Annotated in this window: 25 protein-coding genes and 1 other RNA gene; 21 read left to right on the top strand and 5 right to left on the bottom strand. The window is 50.2% G+C overall.

Annotation, left to right across the window (positions count from 1 at the left end; translation table 11 throughout):
• Nucleotides 1-187 precede the first annotated feature (187 nt).
• The 11 genes from exuT (at nt 188) to EFER_RS21810 (ending at nt 7,464) form a co-directional block, all read left to right on the top strand.
• Nucleotides 188-1,486 carry a hexuronate transporter ExuT gene (exuT, locus tag EFER_RS21860; protein WP_001226464.1) on the top strand — a complete coding sequence of 433 codons (1,299 nt, stop codon included), beginning with the start codon at nt 188-190 and terminating at the stop codon, nt 1,484-1,486.
• Nucleotides 1,487-1,610: 124 nt separating this feature from the next.
• Nucleotides 1,611-2,387, top strand: coding sequence for a transcriptional regulator ExuR (gene exuR / locus EFER_RS21855; RefSeq protein WP_000406500.1), 777 nt, complete (start codon nt 1,611-1,613; stop codon nt 2,385-2,387).
• Nucleotides 2,388-2,732: 345 nt separating this feature from the next.
• Nucleotides 2,733-3,395 (top strand): DedA family general envelope maintenance protein YqjA, encoded by a 663-nt coding sequence (yqjA, locus tag EFER_RS21850; protein ID WP_000422144.1) that lies wholly within the window; start codon nt 2,733-2,735, stop codon nt 3,393-3,395.
• Between the two features lie 3 nt (nt 3,396-3,398).
• Entirely contained in the window at nt 3,399-3,782 is a 384-nt protein-coding gene (gene mzrA / locus EFER_RS21845) for an EnvZ/OmpR regulon moderator MzrA (protein WP_001176809.1), read from the top strand.
• A 147-nt stretch (nt 3,783-3,929) separates the two neighbouring features.
• On the top strand, nt 3,930-4,298 hold the full coding sequence (locus tag EFER_RS21840) for a DUF1090 domain-containing protein (protein WP_000877304.1): 369 nt from the start codon (nt 3,930-3,932) through the stop codon (nt 4,296-4,298).
• Between the two features lie 37 nt (nt 4,299-4,335).
• Nucleotides 4,336-4,641: an ElaB/YgaM/YqjD family protein gene (locus tag EFER_RS21835; RefSeq protein WP_000031408.1), complete on the top strand. Its 306-nt coding sequence runs from the start codon at nt 4,336-4,338 to the stop codon at nt 4,639-4,641.
• A gap of 2 nt (nt 4,642-4,643) precedes the next feature.
• Complete coding sequence (locus EFER_RS21830) at nt 4,644-5,048, top strand: phage holin family protein (RefSeq protein WP_000785897.1); 405 nt, start codon at nt 4,644-4,646, stop codon at nt 5,046-5,048.
• A complete protein-coding gene (locus tag EFER_RS21825; protein WP_000014522.1) occupies nt 5,038-5,337 on the top strand; it encodes a YqjK-like family protein in 300 nt (99 codons plus the stop codon). The genes EFER_RS21830 and EFER_RS21825 overlap by 11 nt, the downstream gene beginning before the upstream one ends.
• A 186-nt stretch (nt 5,338-5,523) precedes the next feature.
• Nucleotides 5,524-5,916, top strand: a complete 393-nt coding sequence (locus tag EFER_RS21820; RefSeq protein WP_000732228.1) for a DoxX family protein — start codon at nt 5,524-5,526, stop codon at nt 5,914-5,916.
• A gap of 69 nt (nt 5,917-5,985) precedes the next feature.
• Nucleotides 5,986-6,972: a glutathione S-transferase family protein gene (locus EFER_RS21815; protein WP_000531227.1), complete on the top strand. Its 987-nt coding sequence runs from the start codon at nt 5,986-5,988 to the stop codon at nt 6,970-6,972.
• Between the two features lie 123 nt (nt 6,973-7,095).
• Nucleotides 7,096-7,464: a DUF805 domain-containing protein gene (locus tag EFER_RS21810; RefSeq protein WP_002431712.1), complete on the top strand. Its 369-nt coding sequence runs from the start codon at nt 7,096-7,098 to the stop codon at nt 7,462-7,464.
• Between the two features lie 33 nt (nt 7,465-7,497).
• On the opposite strand, the gene yhaJ is transcribed toward EFER_RS21810, so the two are convergent.
• Entirely contained in the window at nt 7,498-8,394 is an 897-nt protein-coding gene (gene yhaJ, locus EFER_RS21805; protein WP_001041001.1) for a DNA-binding transcriptional regulator YhaJ, read from the bottom strand.
• 104 nt (nt 8,395-8,498) lie between these two features.
• On the opposite strand from yhaJ, the gene EFER_RS21800 reads away from it, so the two are divergent.
• On the top strand, nt 8,499-9,200 hold the full coding sequence (locus EFER_RS21800; protein WP_000587607.1) for a pirin family protein: 702 nt from the start codon (nt 8,499-8,501) through the stop codon (nt 9,198-9,200).
• Between the two features lie 177 nt (nt 9,201-9,377).
• Here EFER_RS21800 and rnpB read toward each other — a convergent pair.
• From rnpB to garL, 3 genes are all read right to left on the bottom strand, one after another.
• Nucleotides 9,378-9,754: RNase P RNA component class A (gene rnpB / locus EFER_RS22550), an RNA gene on the bottom strand.
• A gap of 161 nt (nt 9,755-9,915) precedes the next feature.
• Entirely contained in the window at nt 9,916-10,806 is an 891-nt protein-coding gene (gene garR / locus EFER_RS21795) for a 2-hydroxy-3-oxopropionate reductase (RefSeq protein WP_000178101.1), read from the bottom strand.
• Between the two features lie 24 nt (nt 10,807-10,830).
• Nucleotides 10,831-11,601, bottom strand: a complete 771-nt coding sequence (gene garL / locus EFER_RS21790; protein ID WP_001058567.1) for a 2-dehydro-3-deoxyglucarate aldolase — start codon at nt 11,599-11,601, stop codon at nt 10,831-10,833.
• A gap of 470 nt (nt 11,602-12,071) precedes the next feature.
• Between garL and garD the strand changes: the two genes are divergently transcribed.
• The 3 genes from garD (at nt 12,072) to yhaV (ending at nt 14,591) form a co-directional block, all read left to right on the top strand.
• Nucleotides 12,072-13,643 carry a galactarate dehydratase gene (gene garD, locus EFER_RS21785; protein ID WP_000247251.1) on the top strand — a complete coding sequence of 524 codons (1,572 nt, stop codon included), beginning with the start codon at nt 12,072-12,074 and terminating at the stop codon, nt 13,641-13,643.
• A gap of 148 nt (nt 13,644-13,791) precedes the next feature.
• Nucleotides 13,792-14,127, top strand: coding sequence for a type II toxin-antitoxin system antitoxin PrlF (gene prlF, locus EFER_RS21780; protein WP_015953962.1), 336 nt, complete (start codon nt 13,792-13,794; stop codon nt 14,125-14,127).
• Complete coding sequence (yhaV, locus tag EFER_RS21775) at nt 14,127-14,591, top strand: type II toxin-antitoxin system ribonuclease toxin YhaV (RefSeq protein WP_000347277.1); 465 nt, start codon at nt 14,127-14,129, stop codon at nt 14,589-14,591. Before prlF ends, yhaV begins: the two co-directional genes overlap by 1 nt.
• Nucleotides 14,592-14,645: 54 nt before the next feature.
• On the opposite strand, the gene agaR is transcribed toward yhaV, so the two are convergent.
• Nucleotides 14,646-15,455, bottom strand: a complete 810-nt coding sequence (gene agaR / locus EFER_RS21770; RefSeq protein WP_000072187.1) for an aga operon transcriptional regulator AgaR — start codon at nt 15,453-15,455, stop codon at nt 14,646-14,648.
• A gap of 247 nt (nt 15,456-15,702) precedes the next feature.
• Between agaR and kbaZ the strand changes: the two genes are divergently transcribed.
• The 6 genes from kbaZ to nagA are packed head-to-tail and all read left to right on the top strand — an operon-like array spanning nt 15,703 to nt 20,719.
• Nucleotides 15,703-16,983, top strand: a complete 1,281-nt coding sequence (gene kbaZ / locus EFER_RS21765; protein ID WP_000681964.1) for a tagatose-bisphosphate aldolase subunit KbaZ — start codon at nt 15,703-15,705, stop codon at nt 16,981-16,983.
• A gap of 22 nt (nt 16,984-17,005) precedes the next feature.
• On the top strand, nt 17,006-17,479 hold the full coding sequence (gene agaV / locus EFER_RS21760) for a PTS N-acetylgalactosamine transporter subunit IIB (RefSeq protein ID WP_001295547.1): 474 nt from the start codon (nt 17,006-17,008) through the stop codon (nt 17,477-17,479).
• Between the two features lie 10 nt (nt 17,480-17,489).
• Nucleotides 17,490-18,269: a PTS N-acetylgalactosamine transporter subunit IIC gene (agaW, locus tag EFER_RS21755; RefSeq protein ID WP_000406214.1), complete on the top strand. Its 780-nt coding sequence runs from the start codon at nt 17,490-17,492 to the stop codon at nt 18,267-18,269.
• Complete coding sequence (gene agaE, locus EFER_RS21750) at nt 18,259-19,137, top strand: PTS N-acetylgalactosamine transporter subunit IID (protein ID WP_001295548.1); 879 nt, start codon at nt 18,259-18,261, stop codon at nt 19,135-19,137. Before agaW ends, agaE begins: the two co-directional genes overlap by 11 nt.
• A 17-nt stretch (nt 19,138-19,154) precedes the next feature.
• Nucleotides 19,155-19,589: a PTS galactosamine/N-acetylgalactosamine transporter subunit IIA gene (agaF, locus tag EFER_RS21745; protein ID WP_000948832.1), complete on the top strand. Its 435-nt coding sequence runs from the start codon at nt 19,155-19,157 to the stop codon at nt 19,587-19,589.
• Nucleotides 19,586-20,719, top strand: coding sequence for an N-acetylglucosamine-6-phosphate deacetylase (gene nagA / locus EFER_RS21740; protein ID WP_002433061.1), 1,134 nt, complete (start codon nt 19,586-19,588; stop codon nt 20,717-20,719). Before agaF ends, nagA begins: the two co-directional genes overlap by 4 nt.
• Nucleotides 20,720-20,939 lie beyond the last annotated feature (220 nt).

Raw genomic sequence — 20,939 nt, 5'->3', positions numbered from 1 at the left:
ATGCAAAATTGCTGATTCATTCATGAATCGAATTTCACCGGTACGGACGCCGAATTAGCACTGACACCTAAGGCAACGTTCGGGGGGTACCGGTTTTTTTTAGGTTACCCGGTTGTAACAGAATCCACTGCTTCGCGCAGGAAGATGACCGCACACATGGCGGCAATAATTCACGATGAGGTTTTACATGCGTAAAATTAAAGGGTTACGTTGGTACATGATTGCACTGGTGACGCTTGGCACCGTGCTTGGCTACCTGACGCGTAACACTGTGGCGGCAGCTGCACCAACTCTGATGGAAGAGTTAAACATCTCCACCCAACAGTATTCCTATATCATCGCAGCGTATTCTGCGGCTTATACGGTCATGCAACCTGTTGCTGGCTACGTACTGGACGTGCTTGGTACGAAGATCGGTTATGCAATGTTTGCGGTATTGTGGGCGGTTTTCTGTGGTGCCACGGCGCTGGCTGGCAGCTGGGGTGGTCTGGCAATTGCACGTGGTGCCGTTGGTGCCGCAGAAGCAGCAATGATCCCGGCGGGTCTGAAAGCCAGCTCTGAATGGTTCCCGGCAAAAGAGCGTTCTATCGCGGTCGGTTACTTTAACGTGGGATCTTCCATTGGTGCGATGATTGCTCCGCCGCTGGTCGTTTGGGCCATTGTAATGCACAGCTGGCAGATGGCGTTCATTCTCTCCGGTGCGCTGAGCTTTATCTGGGCGATGGCATGGCTGATTTTCTACAAGCATCCGCGCGACCAGAAGCATCTGACTGATGAAGAACGCGACTACATTATTAATGGTCAGGAAGCCCAGCACCAGGTGAGCACGGCGAAGAAAATGTCCGTTGGTCAGATCCTGCGTAACCGTCAGTTCTGGGGTATCGCGCTGCCGCGTTTCCTGGCAGAACCGGCCTGGGGTACTTTTAACGCGTGGATCCCGCTGTTCATGTTTAAAGTTTACGGCTTTAACCTGAAAGAGATCGCGATGTTCGCCTGGATGCCAATGCTGTTTGCTGACCTTGGCTGTATCCTCGGTGGTTACCTGCCGCCACTGTTCCAGCGTTGGTTTGGTGTGAACCTGATTGTTTCCCGTAAACTGGTTGTGACCATGGGTGCGGTACTGATGATTGGCCCGGGTATGATCGGCCTGTTCACCAACCCGTATGTAGCAATTATGCTGCTGTGTGTCGGTGGTTTTGCTCACCAGGCTCTGTCTGGCGCGCTGATTACCCTCTCTTCTGATGTATTCGGTCGTAACGAAGTGGCAACGGCAAATGGTCTGACCGGGATGTCTGCATGGCTGGCAAGTACGCTGTTTGCTCTGGTGGTTGGTGCACTGGCTGACACTATCGGCTTTAGCCCGCTGTTCGCAGTACTTGCGGTATTCGACCTACTGGGGGCACTGGTTATCTGGACGGTATTGCAGAACAAACCGGCGATTGAGGTGGCGCAGGAAACACATAACGATCCCGCACCGCAACATTAACGCCAGATGTAAGCTGTAATGACGAAGCCGCCTTTTAGAGGCGGCTTTTTATTCTGATATGTAGAGACTATCTGGCAAAAGTGGTATAACAAATGTAGTCTGCCATACCCTGCCTGGAGCGCATATGGAAATCACCGAACCACGTCGTTTGTATCAACAACTTGCTGCTGATCTGAAAGAGCGCATTGAGCAAGGCGTTTATTTGGTGGGTGATAAACTTCCCGCTGAACGCTTTATTGCTGAAGAGAAAAACGTTAGCCGCACAGTGGTGCGCGAAGCCATCATTATGCTGGAAGTGGAAGGCTACGTTGAAGTGCGTAAAGGCTCCGGCATTCATGTCGTGTCTAATCATCCTCGCCATCATCAACCAACCGATGAATCGCTTGAGTTTGCTAACTACGGCCCCTTCGAGTTACTGCAAGCCCGTCAGTTAATTGAAAGCAATATTGCTGAGTTCGCGGCGACTCAGGTGACGAAGCAAGACATCATGAAACTGATGGCGATTCAGGAGAATGCGCGTAACGAGCAATGCTTCCGTGATTCTGAGTGGGATCTCAAGTTTCATGTCCAGGTGGCATTAGCAACACAAAACTCAGCACTGGCGGCAATTGTCGAAAAAATGTGGATCCAGCGTACTCATAACCCGTACTGGAAAAAATTACACGAGCATATCGATACCCGCACCGTTGATAACTGGTGTGACGATCATGACAAGATCCTCAAGGCGCTCATCCGTAAAGATCCTAACGCCGCCAAACTGGCAATGTGGCAGCACCTTGAAAACACCAAAGTGATGTTATTTAACGAAACCAGCGATGATTTTGAGTTCAATGCTGACCGCTATCTTTTTGCGGAAAACCCAGTGGTACATCTCGATCCCGCCACCAGCACCAGCAAGTAACTACAGTGCAGTGAACAGGCGTAGCAATGCGCCTGTTGGTCTGATTCAGTAAGCGTTAAGTATAAAGTGTCAGCCTGTGTAAATCCTCTCGCCTCACTCCCTTGTGATGAGCAAAATCAGACTCCACGGACATGTAATTTCTGTAACGGACTTCCTTGACCTTTGTTACAATCAGATGCAATTCGACGCGATGATTTTGAGTGTTTACTTACTTAACCATTTAACAAGGATTAGTTCAGGCCGCTTATATGTTTCGGACCGCAAAAGACAACAATATCAATAATGTCGCGGCTAAACATTGTACAGAAACCGGCATGACGTTAACCGATTTACCAGGAATACTGAATGGAACTTTTGACTCAATTGCTGAACGCCTTGTGGGCTCAGGATTTTGAAACCCTGGCCAATCCTTCCATGATTGGCATGCTCTACTTTGTATTATTTGTTATTTTGTTCCTGGAAAATGGCCTGCTCCCCGCAGCCTTTTTACCCGGCGACAGTTTGCTTATTTTAGTTGGCGTGTTGATTGCCAAAGGCGCAATGGGCTATCCGCAAACCATTATGTTACTGACCGCCGCAGCAAGCCTTGGCTGTTGGTTGAGTTATATCCAGGGACGCTGGTTAGGGAATACCCGAACAGTGCAGAACTGGTTGTCGCATCTTCCTGCGCATTATCACCAGCGTGCGCATCATCTCTTCCATAAGCATGGGCTTTCCGCATTACTGATCGGTCGTTTTATTGCTTTTGTCCGTACGTTGCTACCCACCATCGCCGGTTTATCGGGCCTCAATAACGCACGTTTCCAGTTCTTTAACTGGATGAGTGGGCTGTTATGGGTGTTGATCCTCACGACGCTGGGTTATTTGTTAGGTAAAACGCCGGTCTTCCTGAAATATGAAGACCAGCTCATGTCATGTCTGATGCTGTTACCCGTGGTGTTGTTGCTGTTTGGGTTAGCAGGTTCTCTGGTTGTTCTATGGAAAAAGAAATACGGAAATCGGGGATAAAGGATGCAGCTACCACGCGTAACGCTTCGCCAAATGACATGGACAACCTCCGCGATTGTACTGCTTGGTATAACGCTTTTGCTCTGGTCTGCTTTTCGCCATCAGGAGTCAACATTGGCGATTCGCGCCATTAACCAGGGCACGACAATGCCAGACGGATTTTCGGTCTGGCATCATCTGGATGCCAATGGTATTCGCTTCAAAAGTATCACGCCTAAAAACGACACCCTCCTGATTACCTTCGACTCCAGCGCCCAAAGCGCCGCCGCAAAAGTAGTTTTAGACCGTACCTTCCCGCACGGTTATATCATTGCTCAGCAAGATGAAGATAATCAGGCATCTCAGTGGCTTTCACTGTTGCGAGACACGTCTCACCGCTTCGGATAACCTCCAAAAATCCGAATCATATCACCCGCTTTGGTGATTCCCCGTTTACTGACTATGATTAATAAGGCGGTTGTTAACTTAACCGCCTTATTGGTCTGGATCATCGCACCCCGTTTCCGGGGACGAAACACAATGGAAAGTTCAGGAATGAAATACCGTATTGCTTTAGTTTTATCCCTTTTCACACTCAGTGCAGGCAGCTATGCCAACACGCTGTGCCAGCAAAAAGAGCAGGATATCCAAAAGGAAATCAGCTACGCCGAGAAGCACAATAATCAGAACCGCATTAATGGTCTGAAAAGAGCGCTCAGTGAAGTGCGGGCAAATTGTACAGACAGCAAACTGCGTGCAGACCATCAGGAAAAAATTGCTGAGCAGAAAGAAGAGATCACCGAACGCCAGCGTGATCTGCGTGAGGCAAAACAAAAAGGCGATGCGGATAAAATTAAGAAACGCGAGCATAAACTTGCCGAAGCGGAAAAAGAGCTGAAGGAACTGGAAGCGCGTAGCTACTGATTATCAACCATCACTACATACTCACCTGGAGAATACTATGTCGAAAGAACACACTACGGAACATCTGCGTGCTGAGTTGAAATCCCTGGCCGATACGCTGGAAGAGGTGCTTAGCTCCTCTGGCGAGAAGTCGAAAGAAGAGTTGAGTAAGATTCGTAGCAAAGCTGAACAGGCACTAAAAGAGAGCCGTTATCGCCTGGGCGAAACTGGCGATGCCATTGCTAAACAGACCCGGGAAGCGGCAGCGCGAGCGGACGAATATGTCCGTGAAAATCCATGGACTGGCGTAGGTATTGGCGCGGCCGTAGGCCTTGTGCTGGGCGTTCTACTGTCGCGTCGTTAATTATGGCGGACACTCAACACGCACAAGGACCCGGTAAAAGCGTTCTGGGTATCGGGCAGCGAATTGTCACGATTATCGTTGAGATGGTTGAAACACGACTGCGCCTGGCAGTGGTGGAACTGGAAGAAGAAAAAGCAAATCTCTTTCAGTTGTTATTGATGCTTGGCCTCACGATGCTTTTCGCTGCATTTGGACTCATGAGCCTGATGGTGCTGATCATCTGGGCAGTTGATCCGCAATATCGTCTGAATGCGATGATCGCGACCACAGTCGTGCTACTGGTTCTGGCATTGATTGGCGGCATATGGACGTTACGCAAAGCGCGTAAGTCTACTTTATTACGCCATACCCGGCATGAACTGGCGAACGACAGGCAACTTCTTGAGGAGGATAGCCGTGAGCGGTAAAGCCGAACGAGAAAAACGTAAGGCGCAACTGCTTAGCCAGATCCAACAACAACGGCTGGATCTTTCAGCCAGTCGCAGAGACTGGCTGGAGGCCACAGGCGCATATGATCGCCGCTGGAATATGCTGTTGAGTCTGCGCTCCTGGGCACTGGTGGGCAGCAGTGTGATGGCAATCTGGACTATTCGTCATCCGAACATGCTTGTACGCTGGGCCAGACGCGGTTTTGGTGCATGGAGTGCATGGCGACTGGTGAAAAGTACGCTCAGGCAACAGCAGCTGCACGGTTAATCTCTTCCAGGGCCGGATATCTTCCGGCCTTATTACTCAAAAAATTTGAAAATTTTTGACAGTTTTCCTTGCTAACAATAGTTATCCACCAAGTTTATGATTCTCTCCATCGAAAGCAATGACGTGAATACCGCGTCATTGCTGAAAAAAACAAGCATTAGCCTGACAGGCATCCTGGAGAGAAAGATGAAAAAATTAGAAGATGTTGGTGTATTGGTAGCGCGTATTTTAATGCCAATTTTATTTATTTCGGCTGGTTGGGGGAAAATCAGCGCTTATGCAGGAACCCAGCAGTACATGGAAGCAATGGGCGTTCCGGGCTTTATGTTGCCGCTAGTTATTTTGCTTGAATTTGGTGGTGGTCTGGCGATTCTGTTTGGTTTCCTGACACGTACCACAGCGCTTTTTACTGCGGGCTTTACCCTGCTAACTGCGTTTTTGTTCCATAGCAATTTTGCTGAAGGTATGAACTCACTAATGTTTATGAAAAACCTGACCATTGCAGGCGGTTTTCTGCTGTTGGGTATCACAGGTCCAGGCGCATATAGCATCGACCGTCTGCTGAATAAAAAATGGTAAGCAGACGCTATACTTACTACTAAAAACGAGGGGGAAAACTCCTCGTTTTTGCTATCTGGAGGAGAAAAAATGGGGCAATTGATTAACGGCGTCTGGCACGACACCTGGTATGATACCAAATCCACCGGGGGTAAATTTCAACGTTCGGTATCGGCCTTTCGTAACTGGCTCACCGCCGATGGCACGCCTGGTCCTTCCGGTAAAGGCGGATTTGCCGCTGAAAAAGATCGCTATCACCTGTATGTTTCGCTGGCCTGCCCGTGGGCGCACCGCACACTGATCATGCGTAAACTCAAAGGACTGGAACCGTTTATTTCCGTTTCCGTAGTGAATCCGTTGATGCAGGAAAACGGTTGGACCTTTGATGACAACTTCCCTGGCGCAACAGGCGATACACTCTACCAGCACGAATTTCTCTATCAGCTTTACCTTCATGCTGATCCTCATTACAGCGGTCGCGTCACCGTGCCTGTGTTGTGGGATAAAAAAAATCACACCATCGTCAGCAATGAATCGGCGGAAATCATCCGTATGTTCAATACTGCCTTTGATGCGTTGGGCGCTAAGGCCGGTGACTATTATCCCCCTGCATTGCAAAGCAAAATCGACGAACTTAATGACTGGATTTATGACACTGTTAATAACGGCGTCTACAAAGCAGGTTTCGCGACCAGTCAGCAAGCCTATGATGAAGCGGTTGAGAACGTCTTTAAATCTCTGACTCGCCTGGAACAAATCCTTGGCCAGCAGCGTTATCTGACCGGAAATCAATTAACTGAAGCGGACATTCGTTTGTGGACCACGCTGATACGTTTTGATCCGGTATATGTCACGCATTTTAAATGCGATAAGCATCGCATCAGCGATTACCTTAATCTTTATGGTTTCCTGCGCGATATCTACCAGATACCCGGCATCGCTGAAACCGTAAACTTTGCGCATATTCGTAACCACTATTTCCGCAGCCATAAGACCATTAACCCAACGGGAATTATCTCCATTGGCCCCTGGCAAGACCTCGATGAACCTCACGGCCGCGACGAACGTTTTGGTTAGTTTACTGGCACCAGGAATGGTGCCTTTTTTATTGAACTGATAAATATTTACCACAATTTCATTCACGCCTATTATTAATTTGATTACTTTAAAAACAAGTGATTGAACTCAATCGAGGCGAAAATGGATTGGTATTTAAAAGTCATCAAAAACTACATTGGATTTAAAGGGCGCGCCCGGCGTAAAGAGTACTGGATGTTTATTCTGGTCAACATCATCTTTACTTTTGTGCTGGGGGTGTTGGATAAAATGTTAGGCTGGCAGCGAGCTGGTGGAGAGGGGATACTGACCACCATTTACGGAATTCTGGTCTTCTTACCCTGGTGGGCAGTGCAATTTCGCCGTCTTCACGATACCGATCGTTCAGCATGGTGGGCGTTGTTATTTTTAATTCCGTTCATCGGCTGGCTGATCATTATCATCTTTAATTGCCAGGCGGGTACACCTGGTGATAACCGTTTCGGACCAGATCCAAAACTGGAACAGGAATAATTAGCAAGCACCTTGCAAAAGGTGCTTGTTCGGTTATTTTGACGCAAACAGTTTAGGAATTTCCCGTAGACACCAGGATTTCGCCTCCCCCATGCTATCACGACGCCACGCCATAATAATGTCGATCTCGCTGGTCGATTCCGGGCTGACGACACGCAATCGCCCTTCAGCAATATCTTTTTCCACCAGAGGATAAGGCATAGTGGCAACACCCAGCCCCGCCAATAATGCCTGCCGTTTATCCTCAATAGTACTGACCGTTAAACGCGGCTGTTTGTCGAGCAGCTGCACCGTTAATACCGGTCGTTCTCTGGCGGTGTCTGCAACGGCGATGCCACGGTATTTCACTCGTGTCACTTCTGACAACGGCTCTGGCTCCTGGTGAATCGGATGATTCGGTGCAGCAACATAAACGTTCAATAAGGTATACAACTTGCGGGAGTTAATTTCTGACGACGAACGAAAATGCATATCCGGGGCAATGACAATATCTGCTCGCCCCTGCTCCAGCCGTTCCCATGCGCCTGCCAGTACTTCCGTCATTACCGCCAGTTGGGTATTCGCTTTTGCTGCCAGTTTATCGATGAGTGGAAAAAATGCTGCGGTTGGCACCAACGCTTCAGTAACAATGGTTAAATGGGTTTCCCAGCCCCGCGCCAGCGCCTCGGCGTCCGTGGTCAGTTTATCAGCAGCCTCCAGCAGCACTCGTCCGCGCTCAAGTAACATCCGCCCCACGTTAGTGAATTTTGTGCGATGTCCTGAACGGTCAAACAGTACCACATCCAGTTCTTCTTCCAGTTTTTGCATAGTGTAACTGAGCGCAGAAGGTACTCGCCCCAGCTCATCTGCCGCCGCCGCAAAACTACCGCGCCTGTCAATTGCGTCCATCACGCGTAATGCCTCAAGCGTCAACGCTCTTTCTTTGGCCATCTCGTTCTCATTCAGTAAATTTGAACATACCGGGCAGAATATCTGGCTAACAATGCAGCGTCCAGTCTCTTACCATAAAAGCAGGTAAAAAGAGGTTCACTATTATGATTATTACCCGAACAGCCAAACAGTGCGGTAAAGCCGACTACGGATGGTTGCAGGCACGTTACACCTTTTCCTTTGGACACTATTTCGATCCGAAACTTCTCGGCTATGCCTCTTTGCGCGTGCTCAACCAGGAAGTGCTGGCAGCTGGCGCATCCTTCCAGCCACGCACTTACCCGAAAGTAGATATTCTCAATCTGATTCTTGACGGTGAGGCGGAATACCGCGACAGCGAAGGTCATCATATTCTGGCTAAAGCGGGAGAAGCTGTGCTTCTGGCCACTCAGCCGGGTATTAGTTATAGCGAGGCAAATATCAGTAAGGATAAGCCGCTAACCCGGATGCAACTTTGGCTGGATGCCTGCCCTGAGCGCGAAAATCCGCTGATTCAGAAAATGGAGTTGCGTAACGTTAACGAGCAGCTTTTGGCGTCACCTGATGGTGAACATGGCAGTTTGCAGTTAAGACAGCAGGTGTGGCTACACCATATTCAACTGGAGCAAGGGGAAAGTGTTAACGTTCACTTGCATGGCCCACGTGCTTATTTGCAATCGATTCACGGTACGTTTCACGCAACGGCACCCAGTACGGATAACGTGGCATTAACCTGTGGTGATGGTGCATTTATTCAGGAAGAGAGTAATTTGACGTTAACTGCCGATACGCCACTTCGGGCTTTGTTGATTGATTTGCCAGTGTGATGTCATCACTTAGATAGTGTTGATATTGCTTTATGCTGGATGCAGGTGAACGCCTTATTCCGCCTATAAAAGCATGGAAATTCATTATATTGCAGATATTATGCAAGTCTGATAAGTGCAGCGCAGCAGGCAGTATTCAAAAGCAAAAACCCGCCGAAGCGGGTTTTTACATAAATCAGGTGAAGCTGACCGATAAGCCGGGTTCTGTCGTGGACAGTCATTCATCTAGGCCAGCAATCACTCACTGGCTCAAGCAGCCTACCCGGGTTCAGTACGGGCCGTACCTTGTGAACCCCTATTTGGCCTTGCTCCGGGTGGAGTTTACCGTGCCACGGACTGTTACCAGCCGCGCGGTGCGCTCTTACCGCACCCTTTCACCCTTACCTGATCCCACTTGCGTGGGCCATCGGCGGTTTGCTCTCTGTTGCACTGGTCGTGGGTTTCCCCCCCAGGCGTTACCTGGCACCCTGCCCTATGGAGCCCGGACTTTCCTCCCCTCCGCCCGTCTCCCCCGAAGAGGACGACGACGAAGCGGCGACTGTCTGGTCAGCTTCGGCGCGCAGTATAGAAGGTTCGTGCGCCTTTGTCACCCCGCGTTACGCATTCCTGTTGCCAACGTGACGGCAATATTGCACAAAGTCCGGTAAATATGTTACCACCCAATGCCGATGGCGTTTTACTTAGCCGCTTTTGCGAGCCGCCAGGCGTAACATCATTAGCGAGCCACTTCCACTTTCGCCATTTTTTCGTAATAGCAGGCCAGAGCACTGTGATCCGCAGTTCCAAGACCATCTGCGCGCAGCGCTTGCATCATTTCCATCACCGCTGCCGTTAATGGCAGCTGTGCCCCCACACCATGAGAAGTATCCAGAGCATTCGCCAGATCTTTAATGTGCAGATCAATACGGAAACCTGGCTTGAAGTTGCGATCCATGACCATTGGCGCTTTCGCATCCAGTACGGTGCTACCTGCCAGACCACCCCGGATTGCCTGATAGACCAAATCAGGATTAACACCCGCTTTGGTCGCCAGTGTTAATGCTTCTGACATCGCGGCAATGTTCAGTGCCACAATCACCTGATTTGCCAGTTTGGTGACATTACCCGCGCCGATTTCCCCGGTATGCACCACAGATCCCGCCATCGCTTTCATCAGATCGTAATATTTATCGAAAATCGCCTTGTCGCCCCCCACCATCACCGAAAGCGTTCCGTCGATGGCTTTTGGTTCTCCGCCACTAACCGGCGCATCCAGCATTTCGATACCTTTCGCTTTAAGTGCTTCGCTAATTTCACGGCTTGCCAGCGGTGCAATAGAACTCATATCGATCAGGACTGTACCCGGTTTTGCACCTTCAATTATGCCGCCTTCCCCGAGCGCAACTTCTTTCACATGTGGGGAGTTAGGCAGCATGGTAATAATCACATCACACTGTTCAGCGATTGCTTTGGCAGTAGCCGCCGTTTCTGCTCCAGCTTCTATAACTTCGGCAATGGCTTGCGGGTTACGATCAGCAACCACCAGTGAGTAACCTGCTTTAATGAGGTTTTTACTCATTGGTTTACCCATAATCCCAAGGCCAATAAAACCAACTTTCATCGTCATATCGTTTTCTCTCTTCACTCGTGGTTATTTTTTAAAGGAATCAGCCAAACGTTGAGTACCCGTGCGGAAAACCCCAAGGTCGCTACCTACAGCAACAAATGTAGCTCCCCATTCCAGGTAGCGACGGGCATCCGCTTCCACTGGAGCAAGGATGCCGCTCGGCTTGCCGTTCGCTTTAGCTCTGGCAAAAATGTGTTGAATCGCTTTCTGTACCTGTGGATGTGAGGCGTTCCCCAAATGGCCTAACGCCGCCGCCAGATCACTCGGCCCGACAAAAATGCCATCGACGCCTTCGGTAGCTGCAATGGCATCGACGTTATCAACCCCCAACTGGCTTTCAATTTGCACCAGAATGGTGATGTTTTTGTTTGACTGAACGAAGTAGTCCGGCACGGTGCCAAACATATTGGCGCGATGAGAAACAGAGACGCCGCGAATACCTTCTGGTGGATAGCGCGTTGCTGCCACAGCATTAATGGCCTGTTCTTTCGTTTCCACAAATGGAATCAGGAAGTTATAAAATCCAATATCCAGCATCCGTTTGATGATCACAGGTTCATTCGTGGGTACACGTACCACAGGAGCACTGATACTTCCTTTTAGTGCCATCAGTTGTGGGATAAGTGTTGTGACATCATTTGGCGCATGTTCGCCATCCAGTACCAACCAGTCGAAACCTGCAAGCCCCAGCACTTCCGTGCTGATGGGATTTGCCAGTGCAGACCAGCAACCTATCTGTACCTGATGAGCAGCCAGTGCGGCCTTGAATTTGTTTGGAAAAACCTCGTTATTCATCGCTTTTACCTTTGCTTATTTCTGCAATTCCATATAGTTGATGTCGCCAACCACCATCCCGGTTCAATTATTAAAATAGGTTCAAAATAAAAACAGTGAGTATCCTTTTATATATTTAACGAGAATAAATCGCCCCTCCACTTAAATATTTTCTTGATAATTAAACTTTTGCCAATGCATAATAATTATAATTACGTTAATTAGTATAATCAGTCGATAAACAACAGGCATTGTGCAATTGCTCATTATCCACGCCAATATATCCATATTTTTTTGAGCATATGCCCGGTGGCCTGCGCGCTAATGCACATATTTATGTATTGCCCGTCACGCCGGGCCTGTCAGCACATTAATCAGTGATTTTGATCACAAACTGATAGGTAATCTCCTGCCATTCTTATTTCAATATAACGAGTATATATTGCCCATCCATCAGCATAAACCAAATACCAGTTAGAGATAACAAGACAATGGTCAACATCACAATAAAAAATGAATCACCAACGGCCTTTTATATTAAAGTGCATGACACAGATAATGTAGCAATTATTGTTAATGACAATGGTCTGAAAGCAGGAACATGTTTCCCGGACGGACTGGAATTAATTGAACATATTCCTCAGGGGCATAAAGTCGCATTAGTAGATATACCTGCTGATGGCGAAATTATTCGTTATGGTGAAGTAATTGGTTATGCCGCACGCGCAATCCTGCGTGGGAGCTGGATAGATGAATCTATGGTTGTACTGCCGGAAGCGCCGCCGTTACACACGCTGCCACTGGCAACTAAAGTGCCGGAACCCTTACCGCCGCTGGAAGGATACACCTTTGAGGGCTATCGCAATGCCGATGGCAGCGTGGGCACCAAAAACCTGCTCGGCATCACCACCAGCGTTCATTGTGTGGCGGGCGTGGTTGATTACGTAGTGAAAATCATTGAGCGCGATCTGCTGCCAAAATACCCGAACGTCGATGGCGTAGTGGGGCTGAATCACTTGTACGGTTGTGGCGTGGCGATTAACGCTCCGGCGGCTGTAGTGCCAATACGTACCATTCACAATATTTCGCTGAACCCTAACTTTGGCGGCGAGGTGATGGTGATTGGCCTGGGCTGTGAAAAGTTACAGCCTGAACGTTTACTGATTGGAACGGATGATGTACAAGGCATTCCTCTGGAGAATGCCAGCATTGTCAGCTTGCAGGATGAAAAGCATGTCGGTTTTCAGTCCATGGTCGAGGATATTTTGCAGGTCGCCGAACGCCATCTGCAAAAACTGAATCAACGTCAGCGGGAGACTTGCCCGGCTTCGGAACTGGTGGTTGGGATGCAATGCGGTGGTAGCGATGCGTTTTCTGGTGTAACGGCAAATCCGGCCGTGGGTTATGCATCTGATCTACTGGTGCGCTGCGGTGCAACGGTGATGTTCTCGGAAGTAACGGAAGTGCGTGACGCGATCCATCTGCTGACGCCGCGCGCAGTGAACGAAGAGGTCGGCAAACGTCTGCTGGAAGAGATGGAGTGGTACGATAACTATCTCAATATGGGAAAAACCGACCGCAGCGCCAACCCTTCTCCGGGCAACAAGAAAGGCGGTCTGGCAAACGTAGTGGAGAAGGCACTCGGCTCCATTGCTAAATCGGGTAAAAGTGCAATTGTTGAAGTGCTGTCGCCCGGTCAACGCCCGACTAAACGCGGATTAATTTACGCCGCGACGCCAGCCAGCGATTTTGTCTGTGGCACACAACAGGTGGCTTCAGGGATTACCGTGCAAGTGTTTACGACCGGTCGCGGTACGCCGTATGGCCTGATGGCAGTACCCGTCATTAAAATGGCGACCCGCACCGAACTGGCAAACCGTTGGTTTGACTTAATGGATATCAACGCAGGCACCATCGCCACCGGCGAAGAAACCATTGAAGAGGTGGGCTGGAAGTTGTTCCACTTTATTCTCGACGTCGCCAGCGGGAAGAAGAAAACCTTCTCAGATCAATGGGGATTGCATAACCAACTGGCAGTGTTTAACCCGGCACCTGTGACCTGATCTTTTCTGGAAAGCGCCTCGCAAAACATGGCCTTAGTGCCATGTTTTTATTGTTTAAAGTCCCCACATCCATTAATAATGCATTTGCATTACCGTAGTTCAAGCTTATAATTTGAGCAGAAAACAGGCTGTAAAAGGACAGTGAATAATGCCCGCTAATGCTCGCTCTAACGCTGTACTGACCACTGAATCAAAGGTCACGATACGCGGACAAACAACTATCCCCGCGCCAGTGCGTGAGGCCTTAAAACTGAAGCCAGGCCTGGACAGCATTCATTACGAAATTCTGCCTGGTGGGCAAGTATTTATGTGCCGATTGGGAGATGAACAGGAGGATCCTACTATGAATGCATTTTTGCGTTTTCTGGATGCAGATATCCAGAACAACCCGCAAAAAACTCGTCCATTCGACATTCAACAAGGAAAGAAACTTGTCGCTGGCATGGACGTCAACATTGATGATGAGATTGGCGACGACGAATAATGGATTTTCCACAAAGGGTTAATGGTTGGGCGCTATATACTCATCCCTGTTTTCAGGAAACCTACGACGCTTTAGTTGCCGAAGTCGAGACATTAAAGGGAAAAGATCCTGAAAATTATCAGAGAAAAGCCGCCACAAAGTTATTGGCGGTAGTCCATAAAGTGATTGAGGAGCATATCACGGTCAATCCATCATCACCGGCATTCCGTCATGGCAAGTCGTTAGGCTCTGGGAAAAATAAAGACTGGTCACGGGTAAAATTTGGTGCTGGTCGTTATCGTCTCTTCTTTCGTTACAGCGAAAAAGAGAAAGTCATCATTCTGGGATGGATGAACGATGAAAACACTCTGCGCACCTACGGTAAAAAAACAGATGCCTATACCGTATTCAGCAAAATGTTAAAAAGAGGACATCCTCCTGCCGACTGGGAAACCCTCACCCGAGAGACAGAAGAAGCCCATTGATAATATTCACAATGCCCGCCGAACGCATTCGTGTTGACCAGCGGGCACCCTTTCTCACTCCCCGACCAGAATCACTTCAACCCCAGCCTTTCGCAGGCCTTCCAGACTATCCGCAGGAATGCCTTCATCAACAATGATCATGTCGATACGTTGAGTATCAATGATCTTATGTAAACTGGAACGGTTGAACTTACTGGAATCGGTGACCACGATGATCCGTTCCGCAACTTCGCACATCCGGCGATTTAAACGAGCTTCATCTTCATTATGCGTGCTGACGCCGCGCTCCAGATCAATAGCATCTACCCCGAGAAACAGCATGTCGAAGTGGTAATTTTGCAGCGATTGTTCAGCCTGATCGCCATAAAAAGATTGTGACTGACGCCGCAGATGCCCGCCGGTCATCAGCAGCTCAACGCCTTCCGCTTCCAGCAAGGCATTGGCCACGTTCATACCGTTGGTCATTGCAATCACGTCGGTATGCTTGCGCATCAGACGGGCAATCTCAAAGGTGGTGGTCCCGGAGTCGAGGATCACGCGATGACCCGGCTGAATCAGCTCAACGGCAGCTTTCGCAACGCTGCGTTTCATCGCCGTGTTGAGCGCACTTTTATCTTCCACCGATGGTTCGACTGATGGCGTCGTGCTATCGCAGATCAATGCGCCACCATAGGCACGCACAGCGATCCCCTGTTTTTCAAGAAACGCCAGATCGTTGCGGATAGTCACAGTAGATACGCCATACAATGCCGATAGATCATTAACTTGCACACTTCCTTGCTGGCGCAGGCGTTGAATGATCTGCTCTCGTCGCTCACTGGTGCCTGTCACTCGCTTCTCGCCTGAAGCGTCGGTATTACTCATAGTAAGTCCTTTCGTAAAACTTTCGTTTCATTTCGTTTTGCCTATTAACGCCTTTCTATTAAGTAAATGCAAGCCCACATTGCCCCTGCCGCAAGCTACCCTCGTTTCAGATACTTTCATTATGTTTCTTTTGTGAATCAGATCAGAAAACTATTATCTTTCGTTTTATTTTTATCTCACCATGACGCAGTATCAATTGAAACAAAACGAAAGATTAAAGTTGCAGTAATCTGAACTGGAGAGGAAAGTGAAACATCTGACAGAAATGGTGAGACGGCACAAAGAGGGCAAAACAAATGGGATTTATGCCGTTTGTTCCGCGCACCCGCTGGTGCTGGAAGCCGCAATCCGCTACGCCTGCGCTAACCAAACGCCATTACTGATTGAAGCAACATCCAATCAGGTGGACCAGTTCGGCGGTTATACCGGAATGACGCCCGCCGATTTTCGCGGCTTTGTTTGCCAGCTTGCTGAGTCGCTGAATTTCCCACAGGACGCGTTGATTTTGGGTGGCGACCATCTGGGGCCAAACCGCTGGCAGAATCTGCCTGCCGCTCAGGCAATGGCCAATGCCGATGATTTGATTAAAAGCTACGTGGCGGCAGGATTCAAAAAAATTCACCTTGATTGCAGCATGTCCTGTCAGGACGATCCGGTTCCCTTAACCGATGACATCGTGGCTGAACGCGCCGCCCGACTGGCTAAAGTCGCGGAAGAAACCTGCCGTGAACACTTTGGCGAAGCCGATCTGGTGTATGTCATTGGTACCGAAGTGCCGGTACCTGGCGGCGCGCATGAAACCTTAAGCGAGCTGGCGGTCACTACGCCGGATGCCGCCCGCGCCACGCTGGAAGCCCATCGTCACGCCTTTGAAAAGCAGGGGCTGAGTGCCATCTGGCCACGCATCATTGCTCTGGTGGTTCAACCCGGCGTCGAATTCGATCACACCAACGTTATTGATTATCAGCCCGTCAAAGCGACCGCCTTAAGCCAGATGGTCGAAAACTACGAAACGCTGATTTTCGAAGCGCACTCTACCGATTATCAAACGCCACAATCGCTGCGCCAGCTGGTGATTGACCACTTTGCCATTCTGAAAGTTGGCCCAGCGCTGACCTTCGCCCTGCGTGAAGCTCTGTTTTCACTGGCAGCGATTGAAGAAGAACTGGTGCCAGCGAAAGCCTGTTCCGGTCTGCGTCAGGTACTGGAAAACGTGATGCTCGACCGCCCGGAATACTGGCAAAGCCACTACCACGGTGACGGCAACGCACGTCGTCTGGCACGTGGTTATAGCTACTCGGATCGCGTGCGCTACTACTGGCCGGACAGCCAGATTGATGACGCTTTCGCCCATCTGGTTCGTAATCTGGCGGATTCACCGATTCCGCTACCGCTCATCAGTCAGTATCTGCCGCTGCAGTACGTGAAAGTTCGCTCCGGCGAGCTGCAGCCAACGCCACGGGAACTCATTATCAACCATATTCAGGACATCCTGGCGCAGTACCGCACAGCCTGTGAAGGCCAATAAGCAAAACAAAGAGGAGCACGCTATGCCAAATATTGTTTTAAGCCGGATTGATGAACGCTTGATTCACGGTCAGGTCGGCGTTCAGTGGGTCGGATTTGCGGGGGCAAATCTGGTGCTGGTAGCCAATGATGAGGTTGCCGAAGATCCGGTACAACAAAACCTGATGGAAATGGTGCTGGCAGAAGGGATCGCCGTACGTTTCTGGACGCTGCAAAAAGTTATCGACAACATTCATCGCGCCGCCGATCGACAGAAAATCCTGCTGGTTTGTAAAACACCTGCCGATTTCCTGACGCTGGTGAAAGGTGGCGTTCCGGTGAATCGCATTAACGTTGGCAATATGCACTACGCCAATGGCAAGCAACAAATCGCCAAAACGGTTTCTGTGGATGCGGGCGATATCGCAGCATTTAACGACCTGAAAGCCGCTGGGGTGGAATGCTTCGTTCAGGGCGTCCCGACAGAGCCTGCTGTGGACCTCTTTAAATTACTTTGAGGGATTCATCATGGAAATCAGTCTGTTGCAGGCATTTGCGTTGGGCATTATCGCCTTTATCGCTGGCCTGGATATGTTTAACGGCTTGACCCATATGCACCGCCCGGTGGTCCTCGGCCCGTTAGTTGGGTTGGTGCTTGGCGATCTGCATACCGGTATTTTAACCGGCGGTACGCTGGAACTGGTGTGGATGGGGCTGGCACCACTGGCGGGCGCACAGCCGCCTAACGTGATTATCGGAACTATCGTCGGCACGGCGTTTGCCATTACTACTGGCGTGAAACCGGATGTCGCGGTCGGTGTCGCCGTACCTTTCGCTGTCGCAGTACAGATGGGGATTACCTTCCTGTTCTCGGTGATGTCTGGCGTGATGTCCCGCTGCGACCGGATGGCGGAGAACGCCGATACTCGCGGCATTGAACGCGTGAACTATCTGGCATTGCTGGCACTCGGCACGTTCTATTTTCTCTGCGCTTTCCTGCCTATCTACTTCGGCGCGGAACATGCAAAAACCATCATTGATGTCCTGCCACAACGGTTAATCGACGGCCTTGGCGTCGCGGGCGGCATCATGCCAGCAATCGGTTTTGCCGTGCTGCTGAAAATCATGATGAAAAACGTCTATATCCCCTACTTCATCCTGGGCTTCGTTGCCGCCGCCTGGCTCAAGTTACCGGTGCTGGCTATTGCTGCCGCCGCGCTGGCGATGGCGCTGATCGACCTGCTGCGTAAATCTCCTGAACCGACTCAACCTGCGGCACAGAAAGAGGAATTTGAAGATGGCATCTAATCAAACTACCCTGCCGAACGTCAGTGAAAACGAAGAAACACTGCTGACAGGCGTCAATGAAAACGTGTATGAAGATCAGAGCATTGGCGCAGAGCTGACGAAAAAAGATATCAACCGCGTCGCCTGGCGTTCCATGCTGTTACAAGCGTCTTTTAACTACGAACGTATGCAGGCTTCCGGCTGGTTGTACGGTCTGCTGCCTGCTCTGAAAAAGATCCACACTAATAAACGCGACCTGGCGCGCGCCATGAAGGGGCATATGGGTTTCTTCAATACCCATCCGTTTCTGGTGACGTTTGTTATCGGCATTATCCTTGCGATGGAGCGTTCTAAGCAGGACGTTAACAGTATTCAGAGCACCAAAATTGCCGTCGGTGCGCCGCTCGGCGGGATTGGCGATGCGATGTTCTGGCTAACGCTACTGCCGATTTGTGGCGGGATAGGCGCAAGCCTCGCGCTACAAGGTTCTATTCTTGGCGCAGTCGTGTTTATTGTGCTGTTTAACGTGGTACACCTGGGGCTGCGTTTTGGTCTGGCGCATTATGCTTACCGCATGGGCGTGGCGGCGATCCCACTCATTAAAGCGAATACCAAAAAAGTCGGCCATGCAGCGTCTATCGTTGGGATGACGGTGATCGGCGCGCTGGTGGCAACCTATGTTCGTTTAAGCACCACGCTGGAAATCACGGCGGGCGATGCAGTGGTTAAGTTACAAGCTGATGTTATCGACAAACTGATGCCTGCCTTCTTACCGCTGGTCTACACCCTGACCATGTTCTGGCTGGTACGCCGCGGCTGGAGTCCGCTGCGCCTGATTGCGGTTACCGTGGTTCTTGGCATCGTCGGTAAATTCTGTCATTTCCTTTAAATACAATGAGGTATTAGATGTTAAGTATTATTTTGACAGGGCATGGCGGATTTGCCAGCGGCATGGAAAAAGCAATGAAGCAAATCCTCGGCGAGCAGTCGCAGTTTATCGCCATCGATTTTCCGGAAACCTCAAGCACCGCGCTGCTTACATCGCAGCTTGAAGAGGCCATCGCCCAACTGGATTGTGAAGACGGCATTGTTTTTCTGACAGATTTGCTGGGCGGCACACCGTTTCGCGTGGCTTCAACGCTGGCGATGCAAAAAACGGGCTATGAAGTGATCACCGGCACCAATTTGCAACTGTTGCTGGAAATGGTGCTGGAGCGCGAAGGGTTAAGCGGTGAAGAATTCCGTGTACAGGCGCTGGAGTGTGGACACCGTGGGCTGACCAGTCTGGTGGATGAATTAGGCCGCTGCCATGAAGAATGTCCGGTCGAGGAAGGAATATGACACACGTTCTGCGCGCCAGAAGACTGCTGACTGAGGAGGGCTGGCTTGATGATCATCAGTTGCATATTGCTGACGGTGTAATTGCAGCAATCGAACCGATTCCAGTGGGCGTGGCTGAACGCGATGCGGAACTGCTCTGCCCCGCTTATATCGATACCCATGTACACGGTGGTGCGGGCGTTGATGTTATGGATGACGCGCCGGATGTGCTCGACAAGCTGGCAATGCACAAGGCACGGGAAGGTGTCGGCAGTTGGTTGCCGACTACCGTAACCGCGCCGCTTAATACCATTCATGCGGCGCTGGAACGTATTGCTCTACGCTGCCAGCGCGGCGGGCCTGGTGCGCAAGTGCTGGGGAGTTATCTCGAAGGGCCGTACTTCACGCCGCAGAATAAAGGCGCACATCCGCCGGAGCTGTTTCGCGAGCTGGAAATTGCCGAGCTGGATCAATTGATTGCTGTTTCACGGCATACCTTGCGCGTGGTGGCGCTGGCACCGGAAAAAGAAGGGGCATTGCAGGCCATTCGTCATCTTAAACAGCAGAACGTGCGGGTAATGCTGGGACATAGCGCAGCAACCTGGCAACAAACCCGCGCCGCATTTGATGTTGGTGCCGACGGCCTGGTGCATTGCTATAACGGGATGACAGGATTACATCACCGCGAACCGGGAATGGTTGGCGCGGGTTTAACGGACAAGCGCGCCTGGCTGGAACTGATAGCCGATGGTCATCATGTACATCCGGCGGCGATGTCGCTGTGTTGTTGCTGTGCGAAAGAAAGGATAGTTCTGATCACAGACGCGATGCAGGCAGCCGGGATGCCGGATGGTCAATATACGTTATGTGGTGAAGAGGTGCAGATGCACGGCGGCGTTGTCCGTACCGTGTCTGGTGGACTGGCGGGCAGTACGCTGTCTGTTGATGCGGCTGTTCGCAATATGGTCGAGCTGACGGGCGTAACGCCTGCGGAAGCCATCCATATGGCGTCGCTGCATCCGGCGCGAATGCTGGGTGTTGATGGTGTTCTGGGATCACTTAAACCGGGCAAACGCGCCAGCGTCGTTGCGCTGAATAGCGGACTGCATGTGCAACAAATCTGGATTCAGGGTCAATTAGCTTCGTTTTGATGGTTTGCTCCTTTATTGGGCCTTCACTTCCCCCGTAAGGCCTTTCTTTTTCTTTCTTTTTAGGCTGAGCAGAGGTGTCGGATGCGACGCTGACGCGTCTTATCCGACCTACGGTACGCCGCTTCCAGCAATCGGTACACATAGCGACGTTATCACGCAATCCTTTAATCTTCCCTTGTCTTTTCTTTCAATGATCACAAATTTCGTTTTATTTCTTTTT

Source organism: Escherichia fergusonii ATCC 35469 (assembly GCF_000026225.1).
Taxonomy (GTDB): domain Bacteria; phylum Pseudomonadota; class Gammaproteobacteria; order Enterobacterales; family Enterobacteriaceae; genus Escherichia; species Escherichia fergusonii.
The sequence above is the reverse complement of the archived record's forward strand: the minus strand, read 5'-3'. Positions and strand labels throughout refer to the sequence as shown.